Raw genomic sequence first — 26896 nt, forward strand, 5'->3', positions numbered from 1 at the left:
TCTATGGAATCATATCTGCTCACAGCAGCAGTTGCTGTAACCAGTATCAAACAGCTTTGCTATCTATTATTTCGTCAGTACTTCTACACTCTTTTCTTTTACAAGTACCATGTACTCTACCTGGGCTGACAATCCGTCATCATCTGTATATACGGTCCAGCCGTTATCCTCATCTACATAGAACTCCGGTGCTCCCTCGTTGATCATCGGCTCGATTGTGAACATCATACCAGGAACAAGCACCATTTCACTGCCTTTTGGTGTTACATAACTTACAAATGGCTCTTCATGGAATTCAAGACCAATTCCATGTCCTCCAATTTCCTCTACAACAGAATATCCATTTTTCTTTGCATGCGTGTTGATCGCGTATGCAATATCTCCCAAATGCCCCCATGGCTTTGCTGCCTTTAGGCCACGCTCTACACACTCCTGTGTTACACGCACGATCCGTTCTGCTCTTTCGGACACATTTCCAATCTTGAACATACGAGAAGCATCTGAATAATATCCATTTAAAATGGTTGATACGTCTACATTGATAATATCCCCTTCTACAAGGATTTCATTCTCACTTGGGATTCCGTGGCATACAACATTATTGATCGATGTGCACACACTCTTTGGAAATCCTTCATATCCAAGCGGTGCCGGAATTCCTCCGTGTTCTGTCGTGAAATCATATACAAGCTTATCGATCTGCGCTGTGCTCATACCAGCTTTAATATGTGCAGCCACATGATCCAGTACTGCTGTGTTGAGGTCAGCGCTCTTTCTGATTTCGGCAATCTGCTCCGGTGTCTTAAGAAGTGACCGGTCCGGAACAATCTGTCCTTTTTCTGCAAGCGCCCAAAGTTTTACGTCTAACCTATCCATAATTAACGTCCATCTCCTTCAAAACAAGTGCGGAGTACGCACCCATGTTTACAACTATCTCTCCATCTTCTACTATATACTCTTCGTACTCAGTTGTGTAGCCCTCATGATAAGAATACATCAGCCTTCTCATACGTCCACGCATCGGGATTTCTGCCTGCCATACAGGAACCGTTACTTCCTCCAGAGCATCACTGTTATTAATGATTACAACAATCCGCTGGTTCTGATCTGTTCTTGCATAAGCCAATACATTTTCCCGCCACTCAAGCATCTGAACAGAACCTTCCCTGAACACCGGGTATCGCTTGTGGATCCGGATCATTTCTCTGTGAAATGCAATCAGCTCCTGATCTTCATGCCCCCACGGATACGTACGTCGGTTGTCTGGATCCGTAAATCCGCACACGCCGGCCTCGTCGCCATAATAAACAGTTGGTGCGCCCGGCCACGTCATCTGCATAACGACCGCCTCACGCATAACTGCCACATTGACATTTTCATTGGCTGCTTCTGCCCCCAGTTCCTGCACACGGCCGACTCTGTGATTCGTTCTCGTCAGGAATCTGGAATGGTCATGATTCGACAATTCATTCATGGAAACCTGCAGGGACGGCGTCATCATATTGCTCATGTGATGACATATCGCATTTACAAATGCGTCGGCGTTGCCTCTTAAGTCTTCTCTTGCCTCGTCACTGTGCTTCTCCATCCCAGTCAAAAACCAGGTGACAGGCTCCATAAATGCGTCGTAGTTCATGATGGTATCCCACTCATCACCTTCCAGCCACTCGCTTGGATCTCCGTAATGCTCCGCCAGGATCAGTGCTTCCGGATTTGCTTCTTTTACAACTTTACGGAACTTTTTCCAGAATTCGTGATTGTACTCGTTACTTCTTCCAAGATCCGCTGCCACATCCAAACGCCATCCATCCGCATTGTACGGCGGTGACACCCATTTCTTCGCAATCTCAAAAATATAAGCTTCCAACTCCGGTGAATCTTCGTAATTCAGCTTCGGCAGAGTATCATGTCCCCACCATCCGTCATATGAACCATTGTATGGCCAGCGTTCCCGCTCTTCCTGAAAGAACCGGAAATAGCTGCGATACGGGCTGTCTGCGCTGACATATGCTCCTGGCGCATACCCTTCCTGTTTCTCGTAAATGCGCTCTCTGTCCAGCCATTTATTGAAGGATCCGCAGTGATTGAACACTCCATCCAGAATCACCTTCATGCCGCGCCGATGCACCTCTTCCACAAACTGAACAAAAAATTCATTGCTGGCCTCCAGATTCTTTTTGGCCGTCACTCGTTTTTGATATTTCGTGGCATTGGCATTTTCATGATCGCCCTCTGCCAGTATATTTCCGCCGTCTTCAACAATCACTCCATAATGAGGATCAATGTAATCATAATCTTGAATGTCATATTTGTGATTGGAAGGAGATACAAAAATTGGATTAAAGTATAACACTTCTACTCCAAGATCCTGTAAATAGTCCAGTTTATCCCAGACTCCTTTTAAATCTCCACCATAGAATTCCCGCACATCCATGGCTGCCGGATAGCGGTTCCAGTCTGTAACTTTTCTACTGTAGTCTCCGATATAGTAATATTCCCGGTCTTCCACATCATTGTCAGGGTCACCGTTGCAGAAACGATCTGTAAATATCTGATACATGACTGCGCCTTTCGCCCACTTCGGTGTACGAAAGCCCGGACAGACTACATAATCATAGTCTGACACCACTCGCTCTGACACTCCGCACCGGTTATAATAGCATACTTCACTGCCGCTTCGGATCTCAAAATAATACCGGAACGGCTCCTCGCCCAGCTGTCTTTTTATCTCATAATAGTCAAATACTTCGCCCGTCTGTGTCTTCTCCATCTCATACCGGATTTTCTCGTGAACAAGGCAGACATGTTCTGCATCGTCCTTAGCGGTACGGAACCGGAACGCAACTTCTTCGTTGCGCTCCGGTTCGGACGGATTCACATACTGCGAAGTACCGTCGCAAAATAATGCTTTCTTATTCATCTATGCTTCATCTCCAAACAACGCTTCAAACTCTTCTCTGGAAATCTTTTCTTTTTCCAAAAGCAGTTCTGCACATGCATGAAGTACATGATCGTACTCATGAATAATACTCTTCGCTTTTGCATAGCACTCATCTATGATTCGTTTTACTTCCTGGTCGATCACACCGGCAACATTCTCACCGTAACCCCTGGAAGCATGGGCAAGATCTCTTCCGATGAAAACTTCATCGCTGTCATCGTCGTAATTGATCAGTCCGACTTTCTCAGACATACCGAACTTCGTTACCATGGATTTCGCAATACCAGTCGCCTGTTTAATGTCCTGAGAAGCTCCTGTCGTAATATCATCAAAAATGATTTCTTCCGCAACACGGCCGCCAAGTGCCACTGTGATATCCTGCAGCATCTTGCCTTTTGTATTGAACATTTCGTCCTGCTCCGGAAGCGGCATCGTATATCCGCCGGCACTTCCGGTCGGAATGATAGATACACTGTACACCGGTCCCACGTCTGGAAGGACATGGAACAAAATTGCATGACCAGCCTCGTGGAAAGCTGTGATTCTTCTTTCTTTTTCAGAAATAATACGGCTCTTTTTCTCTGCTCCGATTCCGACTTTGATAAATGCTTTCTGGATGTCTTCCTGCTTTAAGAAGAGGCGTCCTGCTTTTGCTGCCAGAATTGCCGCTTCATTTAATAAGTTCTCAAGATCTGCTCCTGCAAATCCTGCAGTTGTCTGCGCGATCTGTTTCAGATCGATCTCCTCACTGAGCGGTTTTCCCTTTGCGTGAACTTTTAAAATTTCTTCTCTTCCCTGTACATCCGGTCTTCCGACTACGACTTTACGGTCAAAACGTCCCGGACGAAGGATTGCAGGATCCAGAATGTCGACACGGTTCGTTGCTGCCATGACAATGATCCCTTCATTGACACCGAATCCGTCCATCTCAACAAGTAACTGGTTCAATGTCTGCTCACGCTCATCATGACCGCCGCCCATACCGGTTCCTCTTCGTCTTGCGACTGCATCAATCTCATCGATAAAAATGATGCACGGTGCATTTTTCTTAGCCTCTTCGAATAAGTCACGGACTCTGGAAGCTCCGACTCCGACAAACATTTCCACAAAATCAGATCCGGAAATAGTAAAGAACGGAACTCCTGCCTCTCCGGCTACTGCCTTGGCCAGTAGTGTCTTTCCGGTTCCCGGAGGTCCCACAAGGAGAACTCCTTTCGGGATACGCGCTCCAACCTGGATATATTTCTTAGGTTCTTTCAGGAAATCAACGATCTCCTCCAGCTCCTCTTTCTCTTCTTTCAGTCCTGCAACATGATCAAATGTAACCTTCTTGTCGCTGTCTGTGCTTAACTTTGCACGGCTCTTTCCAAAGCTCATGGCTTTGCTTCCGGCATTTCCTCCCTGACGGTTCATCATCATAAAAATGAACATCACACCTGCAAGTGTAAGAAGCACCGGCAGAATTGTTGTTGAAAATAATGTGTCCTGCGGAACATCTGCCATATCATAGTCCAGCTTATTCTCTTTCAGATAATCCTGCACTTCATTAATATCTGAAACATACAGATACCGCACCTGCTTACCGTCTTTATCTTTCTTCTTCAGTTTGATTTCCACATGCCCGGTCGGCACATTTTTATTCTGAATCACAGAAATGCTGTCTACATTGTCTCCTGTAACCAGTGTCTGAAACTCACTCCAGGTAAGTCTGTCACTCTGGTTCTCGAACATGTTCGTAAACCAGAGCACTGCAAACAGAAATACAACAAGAACTAAAAGACCGGCTCCGCTGATTCCTTTATTTTTTCTAGTGTCCAAGCTTTTTGCTCCCTTCTACTCCACACCTTCTACAACTCCGATGTATGGAAGATTTCTATATTTCTGGGCATAATCCAGACCGTAGCCCACAACAAATTCATCTGGAATGTTAAATCCAACATAATCAACCTTCACGTCTTTGACACGTCTTTCCGGTTTATCTAATAATGTACAAAGTCTCAGGCTCTTTGGTCCACGTTTTTTAAGAATTTCAATCAGATAAGAAAGCGTTCTTCCTGAATCAATGATATCTTCTACGATCAGAACATCTTTTCCTTCCAGTGTCTCATCAAGGTCTTTTGCAATCTTAACTACACCGCTTGAAGCTGTTCCGTCACCATAACTGCTGACACTCATAAAGTCCATGGACACCGGCACGGTAATTCTCTTTGCCAGTTCGCACATAAAGAATACGCCACCTTTTAATACACAGATGAGATGCACTTCTTTTCCTTCATAATCTTTACTGATCTGCTCTCCAAGATCACGGATCCTCTTATCAACTTCTTCTTCCTCAACTAATACTCTTACTGTCTCTGCCATAATTTTCTCCTTTGCAAAAGTGAATTTCTAAAATCTTTTTTGTAGATTCTGTAATCTGATAACGCTGGCTCTGTCTGTGACCGACCACCCACATAATATCGTGCCCATCTGCCACCAGCCAGACCTTCTCCCGCTCTTCCTGCGAAATTTTCTCATTAATAAAATACTTTTTCAGCCTTTGCGTTCCTCCATTTTTATTAATTGCAAGGACATCTCCGGCCTGTCTGTGTCTGATTTCCACAGTGTTATTAATTATATCATAATCGAACCATTTCGTGTAGGTTTTTTCAGGAAATGCTTTCATTCCAGGCGGTCTTTCGAAAATGCGGAACTGAAACAAAGCCTCTGGATCTTCTATATTTTCATCATTTAAATGGTTTGGATCAATCATTTTTGTAGAAATGACTGGTTTCTTTTCAAACTTCACTCCTCCATAAATGCGGCTCGCAGTCACAGCATAAGGCAAATCTATTTTCCGACCCACCTGCCGGTTCAAAAGCTCCTCTACCGCCTGTACATGTACTGCACTGATATCCTTCTCGTGCCCCGCAGCTTCACAGATGATCCGGTGGATCACATAACTTTTTAACGGTACCGGGACTTTGTCATATTCATTTTTATTCAGAATCAGACTAATAGCTCCTGTAGCAAGATTTGTTTCTTTCCGACATGATTGTGGTTCTATCTGCAACACTTTTTTCTTATACTCCTCAATCTGCATATCCACATAACTCCAAAGTTCACGCACGCTCTGAGCTGTTCTGGAAATGTGCCAGACTGCCTGTTCATTTATTTCCTCCAGTTGTGGAATAACCTGATTACGAAGCTTATTTCTTGCATAAACATTTTCTGCATTCGTCTCGTCTGTACAATAAGATATTCCCACTTTTTCTAGATATGATTCAATCTCATTTCTTCCTATATTAAGAAGTGGACGAATCCAAAATCCGGACACCGGCGCAATCCCGCCAAGTCCCCGGACATCTGTTCCCCGGCACAAATGAAATAACACGGTCTCGGCCTCATCATTTCTGTGGTGTGCCAGCGCAATTTTTCCAAAACCTTGCGCGTTCTCTTGTCTGCCATTGGCACACTCAGCATGGTGAGACTGGATATCACCATATTGAACATTGTCACATGGAACATCACTATACTGGTTTCTTACTTCCAGAAATGCCTCTCTCCTGGCCTTTCTGCCCGCTTCCTCTTCAGACATATTCCAGCATTTTGCAAGTTCTCTTATATTCTTATGATAAACAACAAGCGGAACATTCCACGCATCACAAATTTTCCGCACATAACGCTCGTCTGTGTCAGCACTGTCTCCGCGAAGGCCATGATGTACATGCACCGCCGTAATTTCCAACGTTCCATTTCCGCTTTTTTGTCGTTCATCCCGAAGCTTTGTAAGCACAAAAAGCAGGCATACGGAATCTGCACCTCCCGATACGCCTACAATTACTCTGTCCTTTTTCTCCAGCATATGCTGTTCTTCTACATAAGCTTTTACTCTCTGATACATCTGCTTTATCCTGTTAGGACGGCTCTCTAATCATCTGCCCAAACATTTCCTCGCTTATTTGTTATTCAAGAATGGCTTTGATCTCTGATATCAATATATAAAATTTGCCCGCAAATTGCAAGTTTTCCATATATTTTCTCTATTTCACTATTTACATATAGACCATATTCCTTTTTTATTCTTAGAGGCAAATACTTCAACTACAATGATATTCTAAAGCTTCCAGATTCCTGTCACAAGAATTGTCATATCATCAAGAGGCGCTGCGCCTGCATATTCCATGACCCGGTTCAAAATGTGATGTGCCATTTCTCCCGGATTCTGGGACTCCACCTGACAAATGAATTCTTCCATGAGGCTGTCCTGTTTCCCCGTCGGCAAGGTGTCCAATACACCGTCTGTCACCATAATAAGAAAGTCTCCATCTTCAAGTTGTCGCCGCTCCGGTTCTATATCAAGCCTTGCCAGCGCACCAATCGGAAGGGAAATAGAATGCACTTCCTCCACCTCATCTTTTCGTTTTATATATGTAGTGGCTGCTCCTGCTTTTACTATCTCACAGCTTGCATCGTACAGATCAATAATCGCCACATCAATCGTGGAAAACATTACTTCTTCCCGACCGGTCACGAGGGCTGTATTCATAATCTGAACTGCCGTTTTTACCGGGAATCCAGCGTTTAAAAGCTCTTCTAACATTTCCACTACCATCGTACTCTCCCGAAATGCGCGCTCACCTGAACCCATGCCGTCTGACAGTGCCACACCTTTTCTTCCTCCCGGCAAGTCCGAGGTCAAAAATGTATCTCCGGAAATTTTCTCGCTGCCTTTTCCTATTTTGGCCACACCCTGGATCGTGTGAAATCTTGCTCCTTCCACACAGGCAACTGTGCAGTACTCGTCCCCGATAATTGGGCGTTCTCCCCTCCCGGGAACCATGATCCGGCCTGCCATTTTCCCAACTTCTGACGCCAGTTCTTTCATAGCGACAATATGCCCCTTGGACGCCTTTAACGTCAAATGTATCTCATATTTCCCCTGGGCGGTCATATAAAAAACCGAGGACAAAATCTTGATTCCGGACTTTTTTAACTGATTTCGGATTTTCTTTTTCAAATGCTCATCTTCAAATATCCCGGCATCCAGCTCGTGAGTCGTATAGCACAAAGTCTTCGCCAGGTCATTTAACTGCGCAGCAAAGCCCTCCCGGTTCTGTACCATTTTATTATTCCATATCAACTTCTGTCTCACATTTTCATAATTTTCCAGTGTCTCTCTCAAAAATCTCGGTGCCAAAAGGCACTGCTTCATAAGCCTGCGTTTTAATTCCACATTTAGCTCGGCACCGTAGTCCTGAACCGCACACAGAATTTCCCGCATCATATGATACGTTTGCTGCCGTCTCTCCCCCAGACATTTTTCTCGATTTTCGCACTCCCGGCACACCTTCTGAGTCACACGCTCAAAAATGTCGTCATTTTCCTCATTTGTAAATGTAGCGCGATAATCCTCCAGCTTTGAAAATGTATCTGACAGCTTCTTTAAAGATCCCGCAAACTTGTCTACTTGAATCACATACGGATTCGTGAAAATCTGTGCTCCCCGCTCTTTCAATTCCTGCATAAAAATCTCCCCTTACTAATTCTTCTATCTCAGCTTTCGTATTCCTGCTCCGCTTTTTTTCAAGAATGCCTCGGCATTCTTGTTGCGAGGTGCGCGTCATGCAATTGCATGACATACTTCTACTGCGCACCTCTGCAAGTCTACACTCCGTTTCGGTCGGCGCAAAACCATTGTCCACCGGACAATGTGCGCCCTGCCGGAGGCTATATCAGCTGGGGGANCACTCCGTTTCGGTCGGCGCAAAACCATTGTCCACCGGACAATGTGCGCCCTGCCGGAGGCTATATCAGCTGGGGGATTGACTCCCGCCACTGATACCAGCTTGTTTCTCACCACCTATAGAGGTGGAAGTCATCTTCAATATCGTTAGTCCACAAGTCTAAGGCAAAACTCAAACGCAATTCGTGTTAAATTTTCAAGGTACAAATAAAATCATATATTAATTAACGTGTCTTTTGACACCCTAATCCTATTATACAAAAAAGCTTCGGGCTTTCGCCCAAAGCTTTTTCATTCGTTACTTTGCTTTTAATATGATCTCATTTTCATTCACCAGACCAAGCTTTTCCTTCGCAATCTCTTCCACATACTCGTCAGTTCCAACGTATGCTTCCATATCGTCTATCTCCTGTGATCTGGCTTTCTCTTCATCTATCTGTTTCTTAAGCTCCGTCTCCTGAGCCAAATAACTTTTCTCCTTCGCCCGAAGAGAAATTCCACCGACCACTACAAGTGCTGTCATCAAAAAAATTACACCTGTAATTACAAGCACACTCAACTTGTGTTGATTTGTCCGCCTCCTGGACCTTCTCTTACGGCTATTACGCCTCGTATCTTTCATATTAATACTCACCCTTGTCTTCGGTTCCCACACCGATTTATACTTTTTTATAATAATAACTTTTTCCCTGAAATTTATCAAGTTTTACGGGTGTAGATTTTTTTACACACTTTTTTAACTTTATGCAAAAGCCATGACATCAAGCACGCTCCAACTACAACACCTAGTATATAATACCAGCGCACACTACCACTACTAGTGTGGTAAATTTGCACAAACAGATACATTTCCACAAAAATCCAGTAAAACAAGTCCTCTATTCCGACTGCGAGAAACGAATGTTTCACAATATCCCGGAAGCATTCCAGGCATCTGTATGTTCCTCTTAAAAATAATCCAGATGAAAATGCAGTCAGAAAAATTAATAATTCTTTTTCAATCCCAATCATTGACTTTCCTGCAACTTTCCGCACACATTAACGAAACAAACGTGCAAAGAAATTCTCTCCCTGTTTTTGTTCTGCATGCACATCCGAATAAGCAATACTGTCAATATTTCCGGACAGATCCACTTCTCCTTTTTCCAGACTCAGCCGGTTTACATGAAGGTCCGTCCCCTTCACCATCAACATTCCCTGCTCCGTTTCCAGTAGAACTTCATTCAAATCAAAAGATAATACATCCTTCACACCCGTCACCAGACTTGCGGTCCGGTTATTCAAAACCAGTTTATGCCCCCGCATAGCTGGTTTTGATACATTTCTCTCATCCATGCACATCACAACCTTTCTTAGTAATCATATGAAAGGTACCCTGCATTTATTACAGATATTTGAACAAGTCTTTCGCCTCTTCCTTCTTCGTCGTCTCCTGAATATCCAGGACTTCGACTTTCACAGTTCTTGTACCAAACTGAATTTCAATAATATCTCCGACTTTAACCTTGACCGAAGCCTTCGCAACACTACCATTGACCAGCACTCGCCCAGCATCACAAGCTTCATTTGCAACCGTTCTGCGCTTGATTAAACGCGACACCTTCAAAAATTTATCTAATCTCATAATATTTCTCCATTTTCTTCCAATTGGGGACGGGGTTTTTTCAAAAAAACCCCGTCCCCAATTAAATTGTATGCTTCTTACACACAATTTCCATATACCAAAAAGAACGAGGAGCCAACAACTCCCCGCCCGTACACTTATCTAGAACTAATCCATTACTCGTTAACAGCGTCTTTTAATGCTTTACCAGCTTTGAACTTAGGTGCTTTGCAAGCTTCAATCTTCATTGTCTCCCCTGTAGACGGATTTCTTCCCTCTCTTGCAGCTCTCTCGCTTGTCTCGAATGTTCCGAATCCAACTAACTGAATCTTATGACCTTTCTTAAGTTCTTCTGTAACTACATCAACAAAAGCTTTTAAAGCTTTTTCAGAATCTTTCTTAGAAATCTCTGCTTTGTCAGCAATAGCTGCTACTAATTCTGTTTTGTTCATGGATAATTTCCTCCTCCTGTTTATCTAGGCACCCTGCCTCTAGATATTGTTATACCTGTTTTCCCTATATTTGTCAAGGATATTTACCCTTTTTACCGCGTATTTATAGGCTTTTTAGGCATTTTTAAGATTTAAATCCGAGCATCAAAAAAGTGATTTAAAAAATGTTCTTTTTCCTTCATTTGTCTGACTGCCATCTGCATTTTTTCAACATTTTTTATTGATATCCATGCTTTATTTGAATGATAATATGAATTTGCAACTTTAAAAAATTTTTCTGGATACATCAATCTATTTTTCAAATACTCCAATTCATTTTTCCCCAACGGTATAATTGCTGAATATGCATTGAGTATTCCATCGCTGATCCATTCTTTGAAACCTTGTTTTTCCATTGCCTTTCTTAAGAAATAATACAAATCCTCTACTTGAACATTCTTTTTAAAATGATCAAAATTCACCGTGTAAACATTTAACTTTCTATGCCCATAATTATCTTTTTCAGAAGTCGCATCAAACAAAATATTGTGGTAATTGTATTCACCATGTACCATATATCCTGCATCAATACTTTGTTGATAAAGCTGTTTATATCCCGAAGCTTTCAGGCTTTTAACCGCTGCGTCTGCCCATGCTTCCATCTGATCAAAATACTCCAGGAACAAATATTCAAACTCCCCTTTCGGAGAAACATTTCTGATGTATGCCCGCACTTTACGTAATTCTCGATTATGTCTTATATACCCCTCCTCCAAATTCTCCGCTTCCGACACATTTTCCATTATTTTTTTTCTCATCAACAAATGTATCTTCGCCAAATTACCTGCTGCCTCAAAAAGTTCTGCCGCTCTTCTTACATCGCATTCCCGCCCCGGCGGCATTCGTCTAAGCATGTAAATACTTCCATCAACCCCCTTTGTTACATAATCTCCTTCCCGGTTTTTCACTGGCATATCTATAGTTTGATAATCATAATCCATAAAATACTCATACAATTCGATAAGCGCAGGAAGCCTCTTTTCAGATACCCCTACCTCTCTCATTAAAAACACACCCTTATCTGTGCTGCATAAAATAGCACCCCTGGTCTTCCGGGTGCTATTTACGGCAATTTCATATTGTTCTAATATATTATCCCGTTCATAATCTTGCATATTCAGCCCCCTGCACTCTACTACATATTCTCTCTATCCTATGAAAACAATTGCGAAAATATGCAAATGGGGACGGGGTTTTTTCAAAAGAACCCCGTCCCCATTTGAACTTCAACCTGTCCCTTTTTAAATTGTAGCTTTTTTCAATAAAATTTCTTTCTGATTCAATTCTGGATCTTCTATAACCATTTCCAGTAATCGATTCAATATTTCACCAATTTCTTTTCCTGGCTTAATTCCAATAGCTATCAAATCGCTACCACTTACAGCCAGTTCTTTCAATGAAACACATTGCTTCGCCTCTTTAATTTTTGCATACAGTGTTTCTATATCATCTAGATTTTTTAGTTTTCGTTCCCGCAAATATGTACTCTGTGCTAACACATCCGCACGTCTCACTTCCATATAATATTCAAAAATGTCTTCACCAATTTTATTCATGGCTTTCCTTACATTTTTCGCTTCTGCCGGCATACGATAATCATGACAAAGCACCAGCCTTGTGACAATTCGGATTGTCTCATTATCAAATTTTAATCTTTTTAAAATTTCTTTGGCAATATGCTCACTACCAATTGCATGTTTTTTAAAATGTGCCTGTCCCGTCTCATCCATAGTCTTGTACTCAGGTTTTCCCATGTCATGAAGCAACATTGTAATACGTAATATTCTATCCGGACGCACCCTCATTAATGCATGTAATGTATGCTCCCCTACATTGTACATATGGTGTGGCGTCTCCTGTTCCGTCTTCATAAGAAGATCAAATTCCGGCAAAAACTGCTTTGTAATTCCAAGCTCATAAGCTGTCCGTAACATATCCGGTCTATCAGAAACTAACGTTTTTACCAGTTCCACCTGAATTCGCTCTGCACTAATTTTTCGAAGCGTTGGAGCCAGCTCTTTCATAGCCATTCTCGCCTCGTCATCAATTTCAAATCCAAGCTGTGCCGCAAACCGTATTCCTCTTAATATACGCAAAGCATCTTCCGAAAATCTTGCCGTTGCATCTCCCACACAGCGAATAACTCCTTTTTTCAAATCTTCCATTCCGCCAAAAATATCTACAAGTCCATCTGCATCATTATATGCCATCGCATTGATTGTAAAATCTCGACGGAGAAGATCCTCTTTTAACGACCTAGTAAATGTAACCTCCTTCGGATGTCTGTTATCTTCATATTTCCCATCAATTCGATAGGTCGTCACCTCGTATCCTTCATGATCGAGCAAAACTGTAATTGTTCCATGCTCAATCCCTGTATCAAATGTCTTATCAAACAATGTTTTTGTTTCCTGAGGCATCGCAGAAGTTGTAATATCCCAATCTTGAGGAATTCGTCCCAATACGGAATCCCGTACACATCCTCCGACCGCATAAGCCTCATAACCATGTGTCTGAAGCGTCTCTATAATCTTTTTCACATTCTCAGGTAATACAATTTTCCGGTTTTCCATTCTCATATGCCTCCTTATTAATCTGTATTATTATAACACACTTTCAATTGGGGACGTGTTTTTTTCAAAAAAACTCCGTCCCCAATTGAATCTTATCCTGTCCCCTTTTGAATTGTGTAAAGTTCACCTTCAATTTGTTTTCTAATCCTCTTTACATAACTTTTCGAGACTCCTAGCTTTTCTTTTACTGCATTTTCGAATTGCACTCTACTTTCTACGAACTGTAAAATCTCCAATCCTTGAAGTTGTCTTTGTTCTTGCATGTTCCAAAGTATTTCCCACGCCAATTCTACATACTGCCTATACTCTTCCTCTTCTGTATCTAAAAACACATTTTCATCCTTTTCCTGATGAAAAGTTCCAATTGATGTCCCATCTTTAAATTTTTCCTCATATAACTTTAATGCTTTTTCACATAATACTTCTCTATTCTTTCTTTTCCCAGTATATTCCCTCATACTGCTATGTTCATATTGCATTATGTTATTACATATTTTTGCTTTTACTGGATTCATATGAATATAACGCAAGCAGCTCCAAAAATACCTTTCATCTTCTATACACTGCGTATTATATCGATTTTCAAATACATAACCAGTACGATTATGCTTATAATTATAATATTTCGCATATCTTCCCAGCACTTTTGCCATAAATATTGGCATAATTTCTTTCTCAGCTTTTGCTAAAAGGTGAAAATGATTTGACATAACACAATATGCATAGATTTCAATATTACAATCTTTTAAATTGTCTTTAAGCAAATTCAAAAACCTGGTTTTTTCGCGTTTTTCACCGAAAATATTTTCCCGATCCAAACCTCTGGATACAATATGATAAAAACCCGTTGCACTTTCACGCCTTGCTCTTCTCGGCATAGGCATCCTCCTCCCTATCTACTTTTCTTCTATAAATGTTGGCAATTCTCGGCGACACGCCAAATACTGATAATAATGTAGAAATATCATGAATAACAAGAATTGCGTTGTAGAATTAAATTAACACATTTGTTTCTATAATGCAAGAAATTTACGAACACAATACCATAAAATTCAATTGGGGACGGAGGTTTTTTAAAAAACCTCCGTCCCCAATTGAATTGTGTTTCTTTCTAGTAAGATTTTCCCCAATATGCCATATGTTTTGCTGGTTTTCCGCAATAAATACATTTATCAGAGATCATCGGTTCATCTTCGATCAAACATCTTGTAGCAGCTCCGCCTGTCTCATATTTCACTTCGCCTTCACATACTGGATCTCCACACCAACATGCTTTTACGAATCCGCGGTTTGCTGCGAATTTTTCTTTCATCTCGTCCATCGTTACTGCTGTATCGATGTGTGCTTTCAGGAACTCTTCTGCCTTATTGTACATATCCTGCTGGATTGTTTCAAGAATCTCACGAAGTTTTGTTGTTATTTCATCTAAGGACACAACAATCTTCTCGCGGGTATCTCGACGTACTACTACAACCTGATTATTTTCAATGTCTTTTGGTCCGATTTCAATACGTGTTGGGATTCCGAGAATCTCCTGCTCTGAGAATTTCCATCCCGGACTCTTCTCTGAATCATCAATCTTCACTCTGTATCCGGCTTTTTTCAGCTCATCAAGCAATTCATTTGCTTTTTCCAGTACTCCTTCTTTGTGCTGAGCAATTGGAATTACGCGACACTCAACTGGTGCAAGGTGCGGTGGGATAACAAGTCCGTCATCGTCACCGTGAACCATGATAAGCGCTCCGATACTTCTTGTGGACAATCCCCATGATGTCTCGTAAACATTCTTAAGCTGATTGTCTTTGTCGATATACTGAATTCCAAATGCCTCCGGAAATCCGCTTCCAAAGAAATGGCTTGTTGCGGACTGCAGTGCTTTTCCGTCGTGCATCAGTGCTTCTACTGTATAAGTATCCTGAGCTCCTGCAAATTTCTCATGCTCTGCTTTTCTACCTGCTACAAATGGTACAGCCATTGTCTCTTTGTAGAAGTCTTTGTAAATCTGCCACATCTGGATTGTTCTTTGTTCAGCCTCTTCATATGTTGCATGAATCGTGTGGCCTTCCTGCCATAAGAATTCTCTGGAACGAAGGAACGGTCTCGTTGTCTTCTCCCAGCGAAGTACGGAACACCACTGGTTCCATACTTTTGGTAAATCTCTGTAAGACTGTACTGTTCTTGCCCATAAGTCACAGAACAATGTCTCAGATGTAGGTCTTACGCAAAATCTCTCCTGGAGTCTCTCCATTCCACCGTGTGTTACCCATGCTACTTCTGGTGCAAATCCTTCGATATGATCTGCTTCTTTCTCAAGAAGTGCTTCTGGAATCAGGCATGGAAGATATACATTTTCTACACCTGTCTCTTTAAATCTTCTGTCAAGGTCAGCTTTTATAAGCTCCCAGATTGCAAATCCATTTGGAAGGTAGTTCAAGCATCCTTTTACGCTTGAATAATCACATAACTGTGCTTCTCGCACAACGTCTGTATACCACTGTGCGAAATCTTCATCACGTGATGTGATATTTTTTACTAATTTCTTATCCTTTGCCATCACAATTCTCCTTTTTCTTGTTCTTTTATTTCTGTAAAATTCTGTTCATTTCCATTTCAAAAATGTATCTTTACAGGAAATGTTTTATTTCCGAGGAGTTACTTTTTCTGCCGGGAACTTTTCATATAATTTAATAAAAATGTAATTATCTATTATACAAAAAACCGCCGACTCTTCATCTCCCCATATCAGGGACCGAAAGCTCCGGCGGTACCACCCTAAATTAACTGTAGCTATGTTGCAAATATCAGACAGCACAGTTCTCTCCATTCTCCATTAACGCTGGTCAGACGCTGCATTTTCATGCAGAGGCTCCAGGACCGGTTCCATGCAGTTCATAGCAGACACCTCACACCATATAATGTCCTCTCTGAGCCAGCTTACATGTACTAATTCCATTCATCGCCAAAAAGTATATCAATTTGCTCATAATTTTAATCTATCCCATGCACTTTGTCAAGATGTATACTACATAATGCTGCGCGTTGTAATCCTGCGCGTTAATAAATGCCATAAAAAAGAGAGAAGATTTTGAATGAACAACTTCTCTCTTTTTTCTCGGTTGAATTACCGTTTGTGATTGTGATTCAATCACCCTTTACGTTGGTGATTTATTATATCATGTTTTTGGAATCTTTTGACATTTTGCAACAAATTGTTGCTTTTTTATTCATATAAATGTTCTCTATAAACAATTTATATTCCCATTTTGGCAGCTTCAACTTGATTATTTCGACAGCTTCAACTTGCTTGTTTCGGTAGCTGCGTCTTATCTGTCTCTCTAATCACATCCGTCTCTCTAATCACATCTGTCTCTCTAATCACATCTGTCTCTCTAATCACATCTGTCTCTCTAATCACGTCCATCTCTCACCAAGTGACACTCTGTTTATTTCCAGTTTATTTCCGTTCAGCCGTGAGTTCCTTAATCTCACGATTCACCCTGTCTCTTAACTGAATCAGATACATATCGGATTTTGGATAGCGCTTGAATGTCAATGGCTCCGGAAGGTTTCCTTCAATCAACTCCATGACATGCTCTCTACTTGTCAAAGATTCCAGTAATTTCAGTGCTCGCAGATCTGTCATAGCTTCGTCATGTACCATCATACGAAGCGACTCTTCCGGCTGTCCATTTTCACCTGGATATACAAGGAATGGATCTCCTGACGGAAATGCTCCGGCCGCATCTGTCACTTCATATGGATTAATGTGTTCAATGGAATACTGGCTGTTATAAAAATTATATCCCCAATGTAATACTCCAATAATTTTATATTTATACAGCTGCACACCGTAAATACGATTTCTCGCAGACGGCATGGACATAAAACGGTTACTTACTTCATAAAACTGTCCTGTACAGTAATAAGTCCACATATCCGTCAGACCATTTGCAAGAAACTCTTCAATTTCATTATTTCCCGGAACCGGCTTGTCAATTAGACCGTGACGGTAAATTTCATAACTGGATAATGCATCAAATGTGTGAAATCCGTCCAGCATATTTCCAAGGGATTCTTTTGCAGCCTTATAAGACTCCAAATGTTCTTCTCTTGGCTCATCTGAAATGTGAAAATAAGTCACATCTGCAATTTCCCATTTTCTTATCTTTGCTGTCAACTGTGGGAGAAAACTCTCAAGGAATTTTGTATATTCCCCGACCGCCGGTGTATGCCAGCCAAAAATCTTCTCTTTCTTTCCATTGACAGTTGCAACAACCTTCGGTGCATATTTTGCTCCCCATTGCGAGAACAAATGTGACATTTCAAAATACTCGATTCCACATTTCTTACAGAGATCGATCCAGCGCTTCAGCTTCTCAAATCCAAATACATACTCTCCATCTTTTACTTCTACGTCAATCAACTGACAAGTCGTTCTCTCAAGTCCAATTGCAGTATCAAGCGGTGAAGTGAATAACGGGGTCAGCATCATATTACAATCACGTTTTACATATTCCTGGAAGTAATTTCCCAGAAGCTTCCAGTGTTCCTCTGAAAACACTTCTACATGATAATAATCCGCCAGGCAATCTGCATGCATCCATTCTGTGTGCATAATATCCAGTTTCGGAAGTTCCGTTCCGATAACTGTCACTTTCTGTTTTGCACTACATACAACTTCACCTTCTTTGATAAACTGAAGCTCTATCTCATACTCTCCCGCCGGAATCTCATTTGTAATATCCACATCCACCCAAAGGCTGCGCCACTGGCGTGAATAGACAATCACTTTTCCGTCCTTTAAATCTTTAAGAAGATCCGGATACAATCCAGAAATCGTCTTCAGATAATTATCATCTACAATTCCATTGGTCGCACGTCCGACCGGAACCATCTCCACCGTCCTCACATGAACATGCTCTGCAAGCTCAGAAACTACGCGCACATCTAATCGCTCACGCATTACAAAATCACCGGTATATGCCACCTGAAATGATACCGTCTCTCCCCACAGACCACTTAACATCTGACATTCCATGCGGTATACCGGAGTCTCATCTGGGAATACCTTTTCCAGAGAACTCAGTGGTTTCATTTCATATTTAATTACTTTCTGGTCAAAAATACTCATATTTTATTTTCCCCTCTATCCTTTGATTCCACTCAACGTCATTCCTTCTTTGAATTTACTCTGCATAAATACATAGAAAATAAATGGTGGCAGGAAATTGATAACTGCACATGCCATAGTCAGACCTACATCTGTATTATACAATGTCTTCATCATACCAAGTGCCAATGGCAACGTCTTCATTTCCTGTTTTGAACAAGACACCATCGGCCATAAAAAGTTGTTCCATGCTCCGACAAATGTAAAAATAGACAGGGCTATAATCGATGATTTCACCATCGGCAATACCACTTTAAAGAAAATACGCAAACGTCCACAGCCATCTATTTTAGCCGCATTGATCAGGTCATCCGGAATATCCAGAATGGCCTGCCGCATAATAAACACACCAAACGCTGTCGGCAATGGCAAGATCAGCGCTTTAAAAGTATTTAACCACCCCAGATTCTTAATAATCAAAAATAACGGAATAATAATAACCTCTGACGGAACGACCATTGTCATGATCAAAAAGATGAACAACTTATCATTTCCTTTAAAATCCATCTTTGCAAATGCATACCCCGCCAGTGAACATACTGTTACCGTAAGAATTACACCAACAACTGCAACAAACACGCTGTTAAATACGTAATTTGGAAAATTAGCCAGGGAAAATATTTTCTGATACTGCATCAGTGTCAGCTTTTCCAATGAAAAATCAAAATCATAAGCATTCGTTGTTGATTTAAAAGACATCATTACCATATAAACAAATGGAATCACACTGATAAATATAATAATCAACATAAATATATATATGAAGATCTTATTAATTACTTTTTTCATCCTATATTTCCCCCTTTCTATATCTCTGATGCCTCACGCTTCATCATTCCACGCTGCAACATTGCTATAACCAGAATTACAACAAATAATATATTGGAAACTGCCATTGCATATCCCGCAGAGCTGGAACCTGCAAAGCACAATGAATATGCATAAATCACCAATGTTGTAGATGCATTATTCGGTCCGCCACCCGTCATTGTGTAAATCAAATCAAAGCACTGCAATGATGAGGTAATTGATAAGAACACTGCTAATATAATCGTCGGTTTCAACATTGGCAATGTTATCCGAAAAAATCTTGTCACCGTTCCTGCACCGTCTACTTTTGCAGCTTCATAAAATGACTCTGAAATTCCAAGTAACCCTGAAGAATAAATAACTACATAATACCCTAACATTTTCCAAATGGCCACTGCTGCAACAACCGCCAGCGCTGTCTTAGCATTTCCAAGTAACATAGATGCCTTGATCCCAAACAAGCCAAAAAATGTTTCTACTGCCGGAATTTTTCCGTTCAGCAATTCTCTCCAGATAACACCTGTTGCCGCATTGGAACAAAGTACCGGAATGAAAATAACACTATTTGCAATCTTGCCAATTAACATATGGCGATGACTAACCAAAAATACAGAAACTATGAGAGATAAAATCATTTGTAACGGCACGATCATAACCATTAATTTTAATGTGTTAAAAAGTGCTTTCATAAATTTTGTATCTGTTACCAGCCGCTCATAGTTCTTCAATCCATAAAATGTTGGTGGTGTCATGATATTATATCTTGTAAAACTAAGTACAATTGATATGATGACTGACACAATAACAAAGCCGATCAGGATGACTGTAATCGGCGTAATATAACCATATGGTGCCAGATTTGCTATTTTCTTTTTATTCATAATCGTCCTTTCATCTTATTGCGCAATCATCAATAGTGCAAAAAGATGCCTGCAAAACTTGCAGGCATCGACTATTATGCATTTATCTTTTATTTATTTGCCCAATATTCATCTAACAGTCCGTTTGCATAATCTTCAGCCTCTTTCAGACCTTTATCAACGCTTGTCTCTCCGCTCATAATTCCCTGGAAATCAGCTGCAAGCTGGTTCAGGATCTGTGTTCCACAAGGACCAACCTGAATTCCATGCCATTTGTCTTTATCCTCTGTATAGATTTTCTCCATCTTCTCATCACCTACATATGGCTCACTCTCTGTAAGTGCAGCTCCCGGGCATTTTGCATGATATGCTGTCATGAACTCAGAACCTGTTACATATTTGATGAAGTCCATAGCAAGGTCTTTATCCTCACATGCAGACATCAGTGTCAGACAATCTGTTGCTCCAAATGTTCCAAAGTCTTTGTTCTTCAGTGAAGTAACAAAATTCCAGTTCAGATCCGGATATGTTTCTGCAAATGTTGTTCCATCTGTCTGTGAAGAACGTGTAATTCCGAATGCTGCTTTTCCGGCACCGAATACATTTGAGAATGCATCAGACCATGACAGTGACATAAAGTCCTCATTCATGTAAGATGTAAGTCCTTTTAACCATGTAACTGCTTCTTTTCCAGCCTCGTCAGCAAAGCTTACAGATTTCAGGTCATCATTATAAACCTGTCCACCGTTCTGCCATAATGCGCTGTAGTAGTATGCATTCAGAATCTGCATTGCTCCGATATCACTTGTATTCATTCCACAAGCAAAACCATACTGGTCAACTTTTCCATCTCCGTCAGTATCTTTTGTAGCTTCCTGACAGATTCTTGCAAAGTCATCCCATGTCTCAGGTGCTTTCTCTCCAAGTGCATTTAAAATATCTTCATTGTAGTATAACACGAATGGAACTCCCGTTACTAATGGCCAGCCATACTGTCCATCCATCATATTACCATTAGAAAGATATTTGTACTCTTTCTTATCTTCATCTGTAACGTAAGAAGACATATCCTCTACTGCACCTGCATCGATGTATGTTGGAAACATCTCGTTGTACATATATCCAACGTCCGGACCTTCTCCTGAGTTCAGAGCTGTTGTATAAGTCTCTTCGTACTTGTCCCATGGGATAACTGTAAGATTTACTTTACAATCATTTTCTTTCTCCCAGTCTTTTAAAAGATCTCCCCAGTTCTTCTCTGTAGCATCGTCAAGTGGCGGTACCCATACTTCTAATGTCTTCTCGCCAGATTTGCTGTCAGATTTTTTGCTGTCGTTCTTGCTTCCACAGCCTGCAACCATAGATACAGCCATAGCAGCAACTAACAGCACACTTATAATTTTCTTTTTCATTTTCGTGCTTCTCCTCCATGAATCGTACTTATATTTTTATAAATCATCACTTATAGATTATACATATTATTTTTACTTGCCTCAAATTTAATTTTTAAATAAATGTTTTCTATTTATTTAAAAATTAAATAAATGATTTTTTTACAGATTTTTTTGCAAATAACTTGGTTGTTTATCAAAAAAGCACTTGCATTTTCTATATGTTTTCTGAAATTTTTTCATTATCAATCAACAAGCCTTTATCTTTCATTTATGATTATTCCCCTGCCTATTCCAACTTTTTTACCGGCCAGAAGATATTGCTTCAATCCTCGCTGAAGACTATTTTCTTCCAGATATGCATCTTTGTTCTCTCGAATTTCCCCAAATACTCTTTCTTCTGCCTGTGGGAAATCATAATGTACCTCTACAATATGATACATTTTCTGAAAACGAATAATATTACTTGTCTCTGGTAATATCTCTCTCAGTTCCGGACTTAAAAGCCATGAATCGCAAATAAATATCACATCTTCGTTACTAAAAAATTTCTTAGCTGATTCAAAAGATTTTTGACATTCACAGTAATCCAGTTTTTCTCCAGCCGGTATATGAACATTCAACACTTTTTCTCCACTCGGCAAATGGTATTTCTGTGCCAACTTCTGATCCAAAATAAGTGGTTCAAACTGAAGTCTTCCCAGACGGAACAACTCCATTCGAATAGACTTTGCAACCCATTCCACTTCTTCCAGTCCATATACTTTGTATTTCCGATAACATTCTTTACACCAAATCGTGATATCAGAAAACGTATCATGAAATATCTCTTCGCTGATATCTTTCTCCTTATACTTTTCATGGACTTCACATGCCAGCTTCAGATAGAACCATAAAACCCATTGAAAATGTTTTTGAGTTTCTCGCCATTTATTTAAAAATATTTCAAAATCATTTTCAAATAAATGTTTCCATTCATAAAACTCCTTCTCAGACAAACTGTACTTTCCTATATTTTCCCGCACTTCCTCTGGTATTTCTATTCGCAGCATCACTTCCTGTATCGTCATAATTATCCTTTTACAGAACCTCCTACCATGCCAGAAATTAAATACTTTCTGAAAATAATTGCTGTTACTGCAGGTGGTATCAACGATACAATACCTGCTGTTGCAATTAATCCATATTCTACACTGTCTTTTGTCACAAATTCAGATACAACAATCGCCATAGGTTTTGTATCCATAGATGAAGCTAATATAAGCGGAATCTGAAACTGGCTCCATGTATTCAGGAACATAATCAGTGACACTGACAAAATAATCGGATATGACAATGGCAATATAATTTTAAAAAATGCTTTTCCTCGACTGCAGCCATCAATGTGTGCCGCCTCTTCCAGCTCTTTTGGAATTGTCGAAAAATAATTTATAATCATCCACGTTGCCATCGGCAGATACGAACTTACATAAACCATACTCAGCCAAAATGTATTATCCAGCATATGCCCTGCCGAAAACATTTTATACAGAGGAATAATAGTTGCCATTACCGGAATGACCATCGTAATAAGTAAGGCATTTTTGATAATTTTCCTTCCCGGAAACTCTATTCTGCTTAATGTATATGCACTCACCAAAGCAATTGGCATACCGATACAGATCGTCACAATCACTGCTCGAAGAGAATTTTTTAAACCTGTAAAGTATGCAACACTTCTTCGTCCGCCAGAAAACAAATTCTGAAAATTACTCCATGTAATATGACTCGGTAATAAACTAACTACATTTGAGAACATTTCTGCTTTCGGTGTAATCGCCATAACAAAAGTCCAAACAAATGGTCCTAATGTGAAAACTAAAAAAAATATCGTTGCAATAATATATCCTGCTTTCTTCACATACTTCATTAATAATCCACCTCCTTGTTCAAATTCCGGAGATAGAATATTCCTAAAAGTAATGCAAAAAATAAGACAATATACGTCATTGCGCTGCCTTTTCCAAAATCCAAAAATGAAAATGTAGTCAAATAACTCTCCATTAATATATTTTTCCCCAAATCTCCATAGCCTGAAAGTGCTACAATTTCATCAAAAACATTTATTGCAGTTACTGATGTTGAAGTAATTCCCAATGCCAAAAATGGTTTCATAAGTGGCATTGTAATATGCCAGAATACCTTCCTTGGCGTTCCTCCATCCATTTTCGCCGCTTCATAAATAGCATCCGGAATTGACTGGCGTCCAGCCAGGCATACCAATGCCATAAACGGCACACTACGCCATACAACTACAATCGAAACAACCAGTAATAACAGCCAGCGCGAACCAAGAAATTGAACCGGTTTACTTACCAGCCCCAGACCAATCAGTATTTTATTTAAAAATCCATATCCTGAAAAAAATACAAATTTCCATAAAATACCATTTACAAATGGTGGTAATGCCCATGGCAGAATTGCTATTGCAAGTAACATTCCAGCACATTTACATTCCAAATTCAAATATACTGAAACTAAATATCCAATTATCGTTGTAAAAACAATTACAAACACTAAAATAAATAAAGTATTTTGCATACTATATTTAAATGTATCCGACTGTAAAATATCTATATAATTTTTAAATCCAATATAATGAATGTTTCCCGGCTCCGTAAGTTTCCATCTTTTCAAACTATACGCAAAAGTTGTAATAATGGGATAAAATACTAATACACCCATGATCAAAATCATGGGTGCAAGTAAAAGATATGGTAAAATCTTTTTTTTCATATGTGTATTTCCTATATTTTATTGTTCTTTAAGCAGTTTATCTAATGCTGAAGACATCTCTTCATAGGCTTTCTCCGGTGTCAATTCTCCAAGCGCCATCTTATTAATTGCGTTATACATTGCACTGCTCATTTCTGCGTAATAAGCTGGTACTCCATTCGGGAATGGAGATACAATTAACTCAGATGCTTCTAACATGGCTCCTGCATTTGCAATTGTTCCATCATCAACCAGTTCTTTTAATACTGAACTACGTGTTGGAAGGCTTCCAAGTGTTTCATTTAATTCTTTCTGCATATCAGCAGATGTATACCATTCAACAAATTTTTGAGCAGCTTCTTTATTCTCAGATGTAGAAGTAACACCAAGTGCCTCTGGAAGAGCCATTGTTTTTTTCGCTGTTCCGTCTTTACCTGGAGCAAGAATCGGTTCAACCTGTCCCACTACCGCTGAATCATCCGGATTTTGTGTCTTAGATACAAACATTGTTGGTCCTACAAGAAAACTTGCTGTACCACTGCAAATTCTCATATAAGCCTCCATACCAGAAGCTGTCTTGTCCTCTGGGGCAACCAAATCAGCATCTAAAACTTCCTGATAATAATTTAATGCATCCATAATGGCATCTTTATTAAATGTTCCATCATCATTCCATACAACTCCGTCCATTTGGAATGCTGTCCACATTAATCCTGTTGCAGCTTTCTCTTCTGCATTCATAGACATTGCAAGCGGATAATCAACACCAGATGCTTTTAATGCTTTTGCATCTTCCAAAACTTCTGCATATGTTTTTGGTGCTTCATTTATTCCGGCTTTAGCAAACTGGTCTTTGTTATAATATGCGATACGATAATCATTGGAATACGGAAGTGCTAAAATTTCATCATCTACTGTAAATGTATCTAATGTAAGAAAATCTTCCTTATCTGCATCTGAAATCTTCAGTGGCTCTAACCAGCCAGCTGCCTTGAATTCTCCTACCCAGGACCAGTCCACTTCTACTACATCAGCAACATTTTTATTTCCTGTTGCAGCTGTAGCCAGTTTTTCACGGATATCATCCCAGCCCACTTCAGATACTTCAACCTCAATTCCAGTCTCTTTTGTAAATTCATCCAGTTGATCATCAGATGGAATCGCCCAATCAGGCGCCATAAATGTAATGGATTCTCCTTTATCAGACTTTGTGTCGCTATTTCCGGAATCATTCTTTGATCCACAGCCAACAGCCATTGATGCAACCATAGCTGCAACCAATAACATGCTTACAATTTTCTTTTTCATTTTGTGTTTTCCTCCCGTTTTCTTTTGAAAATATTTCATAACTACATATACAGAATAGCATATCTCTCGTCTTCACACCAAATTGATATTCTTAATATATAATCACTTTATATTTGTTTTATCTATAATCATTTGTTTAAATTTTTATTTTTATGAATATATAGTGCCTATTGCAAAAACGAATAATTTTATCCCCTATATTCCCCGCATGCTCTTGCTGCATCCATGAACCAGTCTATCTTCTGTGGATCTGTTGTCTCTGGGATATCACATCCCGTTGCAAGTGTGTATCCCTTCTTTGCCTTACTTCCAATTTCTACACATCGTTTCACATCCGCAAAAATTTCTTCTTTCGTTCCTTTCATGACAATGCTCACTGGATCTACATTTCCTGCAATCGGTACTTCACTGCCAATCTCGTCTGCCGCCTGCTTAATATCTATAATATTATCAAGGCTTAATTCATTTAACTGATATTGTCCAAGATATTTCCAAATACTCCTTGTGTCTCCACACATATGAAGAGATACTTTATGTCCTGTCTTTTCATATGCATAATCGCTCAGCTCTTTTGTATATGGGAAAACGAATTTTTCATACATTTTCGGTCCAATCAATGCTGGATTTGCGACCGGATCTGCCATGGCAATTCCAAGTCCATATTGAGTTGCCATATCAATACAGCTTTTCTGACTATCTGTTGCAATTCTCATCAGCCGATGAACTTCCTCTCCATATTTCCGGCAATCTCTAAGCAATTTTTCCACCCCTCGAAGCGAAGAAGTAATTGTAAATGGTCCGCCAATGCTTGCCTCAATCGGTACAATTCCCTGCGCCTCTTCGCTCAATATTTTCGCTTCTTCTATAAATACTGCAATTCGAGGATCTCGCTTTGCCTCGACCGGCTCCATCTCATCAAGCTTTTTATAATCAGATATCATTGGGGCATCGGCATATGGAACTCCATTTTCCGGATAGATAAATTTCCCTCCCAGCGCTTCCACGATTCCTCTTGTATTCGGTCCGATCACAATTCGGTCATAGCCGTAACGATTAAATACAATTCTCTCTGCCTGTGCCATTTTTTTTACATCGAACCAAAAATCACGAACACTGATTCCACTCAGATAGCACTTAAACTCGCTGGTAAATGGCATCGCCATCACTCGGTCTGCCCTCTCACCATTTTGAATTGCCTTCTTTCGTTCAATTGGTGTCATCTGATCTTTCACATTTTTCTCAATCTTCATCCTTGTCCCTCTTATCCTGT

Annotated in this window: 24 protein-coding genes and 1 other annotated feature; all 24 genes read right to left on the reverse strand. The window is 40.2% G+C overall.

Translation table 11 applies throughout. The annotated features are described in order from the left end of the window. Positions 1–66: 66 nt before the first annotated feature. The 24 genes from map to C7E02_RS16915 all read right to left on the reverse strand — a co-directional run bounded on the left by map (position 67) and on the right by C7E02_RS16915 (position 26876). Entirely contained in the window at positions 67–876 is an 810-nt protein-coding gene (gene map / locus C7E02_RS16795; RefSeq protein ID WP_022279685.1) for a type I methionyl aminopeptidase, read from the reverse strand. Beyond that, positions 869–2920, reverse strand: coding sequence for a glycoside hydrolase family 13 protein (locus C7E02_RS16800; RefSeq protein ID WP_022279684.1), 2052 nt, complete (start codon positions 2918–2920; stop codon positions 869–871). Before C7E02_RS16800 ends, map begins: the two co-directional genes overlap by 8 nt. Beyond that, on the reverse strand, positions 2921–4759 hold the full coding sequence (gene ftsH, locus C7E02_RS16805) for an ATP-dependent zinc metalloprotease FtsH (RefSeq protein ID WP_022279683.1): 1839 nt from the start codon (positions 4757–4759) through the stop codon (positions 2921–2923). A gap of 15 nt (positions 4760–4774) precedes the next feature. After that, entirely contained in the window at positions 4775–5302 is a 528-nt protein-coding gene (gene hpt, locus C7E02_RS16810) for a hypoxanthine phosphoribosyltransferase (protein ID WP_005337320.1), read from the reverse strand. Next, positions 5274–6824 (reverse strand): tRNA lysidine(34) synthetase TilS, encoded by a 1551-nt coding sequence (gene tilS, locus C7E02_RS16815; RefSeq protein WP_105310216.1) that lies wholly within the window; start codon positions 6822–6824, stop codon positions 5274–5276. Before tilS ends, hpt begins: the two co-directional genes overlap by 29 nt. Before the next feature lie 213 nt (positions 6825–7037). Next, positions 7038–8447 carry a SpoIIE family protein phosphatase gene (locus C7E02_RS16820; RefSeq protein WP_029732348.1) on the reverse strand — a complete coding sequence of 470 codons (1410 nt, stop codon included), beginning with the start codon at positions 8445–8447 and terminating at the stop codon, positions 7038–7040. Positions 8448–8964: 517 nt separating this feature from the next. Continuing rightward, complete coding sequence (locus C7E02_RS16830; protein ID WP_022279681.1) at positions 8965–9288, reverse strand: FtsB family cell division protein; 324 nt, start codon at positions 9286–9288, stop codon at positions 8965–8967. Between the two features lie 77 nt (positions 9289–9365). Further along, a complete protein-coding gene (yabQ, locus tag C7E02_RS20585; RefSeq protein ID WP_005337326.1) occupies positions 9366–9677 on the reverse strand; it encodes a spore cortex biosynthesis protein YabQ in 312 nt (103 codons plus the stop codon). A 27-nt stretch (positions 9678–9704) separates the two neighbouring features. Continuing rightward, positions 9705–10001, reverse strand: coding sequence for a sporulation protein YabP (gene yabP, locus C7E02_RS16840; RefSeq protein WP_029732347.1), 297 nt, complete (start codon positions 9999–10001; stop codon positions 9705–9707). A 49-nt stretch (positions 10002–10050) separates the two neighbouring features. Next, entirely contained in the window at positions 10051–10290 is a 240-nt protein-coding gene (locus C7E02_RS16845; RefSeq protein ID WP_005335220.1) for an RNA-binding S4 domain-containing protein, read from the reverse strand. Between the two features lie 155 nt (positions 10291–10445). Beyond that, the gene (locus C7E02_RS16850; RefSeq protein WP_005335218.1) at positions 10446–10721 is read right to left on the reverse strand and encodes an HU family DNA-binding protein; all 276 of its coding nucleotides are present in this window, start codon (positions 10719–10721) and stop codon (positions 10446–10448) included. Positions 10722–10852: 131 nt separating this feature from the next. Further along, positions 10853–11875: a MarR family transcriptional regulator gene (locus C7E02_RS16855; RefSeq protein ID WP_105310218.1), complete on the reverse strand. Its 1023-nt coding sequence runs from the start codon at positions 11873–11875 to the stop codon at positions 10853–10855. A gap of 126 nt (positions 11876–12001) precedes the next feature. Beyond that, positions 12002–13333 (reverse strand): CCA tRNA nucleotidyltransferase, encoded by a 1332-nt coding sequence (locus C7E02_RS16860; protein WP_005337334.1) that lies wholly within the window; start codon positions 13331–13333, stop codon positions 12002–12004. A 92-nt stretch (positions 13334–13425) separates the two neighbouring features. Continuing rightward, complete coding sequence (locus C7E02_RS16865; RefSeq protein ID WP_005337336.1) at positions 13426–14211, reverse strand: transposase; 786 nt, start codon at positions 14209–14211, stop codon at positions 13426–13428. A 233-nt stretch (positions 14212–14444) separates the two neighbouring features. Continuing rightward, positions 14445–15887, reverse strand: coding sequence for a proline--tRNA ligase (gene proS / locus C7E02_RS16870; protein ID WP_005335210.1), 1443 nt, complete (start codon positions 15885–15887; stop codon positions 14445–14447). A 187-nt stretch (positions 15888–16074) separates the two neighbouring features. Further along, positions 16075–16299 (reverse strand) — a binding site (T-box leader). Between the two features lie 488 nt (positions 16300–16787). After that, a complete protein-coding gene (locus C7E02_RS16875; RefSeq protein WP_105310219.1) occupies positions 16788–18464 on the reverse strand; it encodes a DUF4091 domain-containing protein in 1677 nt (558 codons plus the stop codon). 15 nt (positions 18465–18479) lie between these two features. Then, a complete protein-coding gene (locus C7E02_RS16880; protein ID WP_005335196.1) occupies positions 18480–19292 on the reverse strand; it encodes a carbohydrate ABC transporter permease in 813 nt (270 codons plus the stop codon). A gap of 17 nt (positions 19293–19309) precedes the next feature. Then, positions 19310–20194 (reverse strand): carbohydrate ABC transporter permease, encoded by an 885-nt coding sequence (locus tag C7E02_RS16885; RefSeq protein ID WP_005335189.1) that lies wholly within the window; start codon positions 20192–20194, stop codon positions 19310–19312. A gap of 89 nt (positions 20195–20283) precedes the next feature. Then, positions 20284–21585 (reverse strand): ABC transporter substrate-binding protein, encoded by a 1302-nt coding sequence (locus C7E02_RS16890; RefSeq protein ID WP_105310220.1) that lies wholly within the window; start codon positions 21583–21585, stop codon positions 20284–20286. A gap of 239 nt (positions 21586–21824) precedes the next feature. Next, the gene (locus C7E02_RS16895; RefSeq protein ID WP_022279677.1) at positions 21825–22634 is read right to left on the reverse strand and encodes an acyltransferase domain-containing protein; all 810 of its coding nucleotides are present in this window, start codon (positions 22632–22634) and stop codon (positions 21825–21827) included. A gap of 2 nt (positions 22635–22636) precedes the next feature. Then, the gene (locus C7E02_RS16900; protein WP_105310221.1) at positions 22637–23473 is read right to left on the reverse strand and encodes a carbohydrate ABC transporter permease; all 837 of its coding nucleotides are present in this window, start codon (positions 23471–23473) and stop codon (positions 22637–22639) included. Next, on the reverse strand, positions 23473–24339 hold the full coding sequence (locus C7E02_RS16905; RefSeq protein WP_105310222.1) for a carbohydrate ABC transporter permease: 867 nt from the start codon (positions 24337–24339) through the stop codon (positions 23473–23475). Before C7E02_RS16905 ends, C7E02_RS16900 begins: the two co-directional genes overlap by 1 nt. A gap of 18 nt (positions 24340–24357) precedes the next feature. Then, the gene (locus C7E02_RS16910) at positions 24358–25626 is read right to left on the reverse strand and encodes a sugar ABC transporter substrate-binding protein (RefSeq protein WP_105310223.1); all 1269 of its coding nucleotides are present in this window, start codon (positions 25624–25626) and stop codon (positions 24358–24360) included. A 188-nt stretch (positions 25627–25814) separates the two neighbouring features. Then, complete coding sequence (locus C7E02_RS16915; RefSeq protein WP_105310224.1) at positions 25815–26876, reverse strand: uroporphyrinogen decarboxylase family protein; 1062 nt, start codon at positions 26874–26876, stop codon at positions 25815–25817. Positions 26877–26896 lie beyond the last annotated feature (20 nt).

The organism is Dorea sp. Marseille-P4042, from assembly GCF_900290215.1.
GTDB classification, from domain to species: Bacteria; Bacillota; Clostridia; order Lachnospirales; family Lachnospiraceae; genus Dorea; species Dorea formicigenerans.

Excerpts from the sequence above, each read along its gene's own strand:
- C7E02_RS16885 (WP_005335189.1), bottom strand. The coding sequence starts at position 20,194 with ATGAATAAAAAGAAAATAGCAAATCTGGCACCATATGGTTATATTACG.
- C7E02_RS16865 (WP_005337336.1), bottom strand. The coding sequence starts at position 14,211 with ATGCCGAGAAGAGCAAGGCGTGAAAGTGCAACGGGTTTTTATCATATT.
- yabQ (WP_005337326.1), bottom strand. The coding sequence starts at position 9,677 with ATGATTGGGATTGAAAAAGAATTATTAATTTTTCTGACTGCATTTTCA.
- tilS (WP_105310216.1), bottom strand. The coding sequence starts at position 6,824 with ATGTATCAGAGAGTAAAAGCTTATGTAGAAGAACAGCATATGCTGGAG.
- C7E02_RS16820 (WP_029732348.1), bottom strand. The coding sequence starts at position 8,447 with ATGCAGGAATTGAAAGAGCGGGGAGCACAGATTTTCACGAATCCGTAT.
- C7E02_RS16895 (WP_022279677.1), bottom strand. The coding sequence starts at position 22,634 with ATGACGATACAGGAAGTGATGCTGCGAATAGAAATACCAGAGGAAGTG.
- C7E02_RS16900 (WP_105310221.1), bottom strand. The coding sequence starts at position 23,473 with ATGAAGTATGTGAAGAAAGCAGGATATATTATTGCAACGATATTTTTT.
- map (WP_022279685.1), bottom strand. The coding sequence starts at position 876 with ATGGATAGGTTAGACGTAAAACTTTGGGCGCTTGCAGAAAAAGGACAG.
- C7E02_RS16845 (WP_005335220.1), bottom strand. The coding sequence starts at position 10,290 with ATGAGATTAGATAAATTTTTGAAGGTGTCGCGTTTAATCAAGCGCAGA.
- C7E02_RS16860 (WP_005337334.1), bottom strand. The coding sequence starts at position 13,333 with ATGGAAAACCGGAAAATTGTATTACCTGAGAATGTGAAAAAGATTATA.
- C7E02_RS16915 (WP_105310224.1), bottom strand. The coding sequence starts at position 26,876 with ATGAAGATTGAGAAAAATGTGAAAGATCAGATGACACCAATTGAACGA.
- C7E02_RS16830 (WP_022279681.1), bottom strand. The coding sequence starts at position 9,288 with ATGAAAGATACGAGGCGTAATAGCCGTAAGAGAAGGTCCAGGAGGCGG.
- C7E02_RS16875 (WP_105310219.1), bottom strand. The coding sequence starts at position 18,464 with ATGAGTATTTTTGACCAGAAAGTAATTAAATATGAAATGAAACCACTG.
- yabP (WP_029732347.1), bottom strand. The coding sequence starts at position 10,001 with ATGGATGAGAGAAATGTATCAAAACCAGCTATGCGGGGGCATAAACTG.
- C7E02_RS16850 (WP_005335218.1), bottom strand. The coding sequence starts at position 10,721 with ATGAACAAAACAGAATTAGTAGCAGCTATTGCTGACAAAGCAGAGATT.
- proS (WP_005335210.1), bottom strand. The coding sequence starts at position 15,887 with ATGGCAAAGGATAAGAAATTAGTAAAAAATATCACATCACGTGATGAA.
- C7E02_RS16880 (WP_005335196.1), bottom strand. The coding sequence starts at position 19,292 with ATGAAAAAAGTAATTAATAAGATCTTCATATATATATTTATGTTGATT.
- C7E02_RS16905 (WP_105310222.1), bottom strand. The coding sequence starts at position 24,339 with ATGAAAAAAAAGATTTTACCATATCTTTTACTTGCACCCATGATTTTG.
- hpt (WP_005337320.1), bottom strand. The coding sequence starts at position 5,302 with ATGGCAGAGACAGTAAGAGTATTAGTTGAGGAAGAAGAAGTTGATAAG.
- C7E02_RS16890 (WP_105310220.1), bottom strand. The coding sequence starts at position 21,585 with ATGAAAAAGAAAATTATAAGTGTGCTGTTAGTTGCTGCTATGGCTGTA.
- C7E02_RS16910 (WP_105310223.1), bottom strand. The coding sequence starts at position 25,626 with ATGAAAAAGAAAATTGTAAGCATGTTATTGGTTGCAGCTATGGTTGCA.
- C7E02_RS16855 (WP_105310218.1), bottom strand. The coding sequence starts at position 11,875 with ATGCAAGATTATGAACGGGATAATATATTAGAACAATATGAAATTGCC.
- C7E02_RS16800 (WP_022279684.1), bottom strand. The coding sequence starts at position 2,920 with ATGAATAAGAAAGCATTATTTTGCGACGGTACTTCGCAGTATGTGAAT.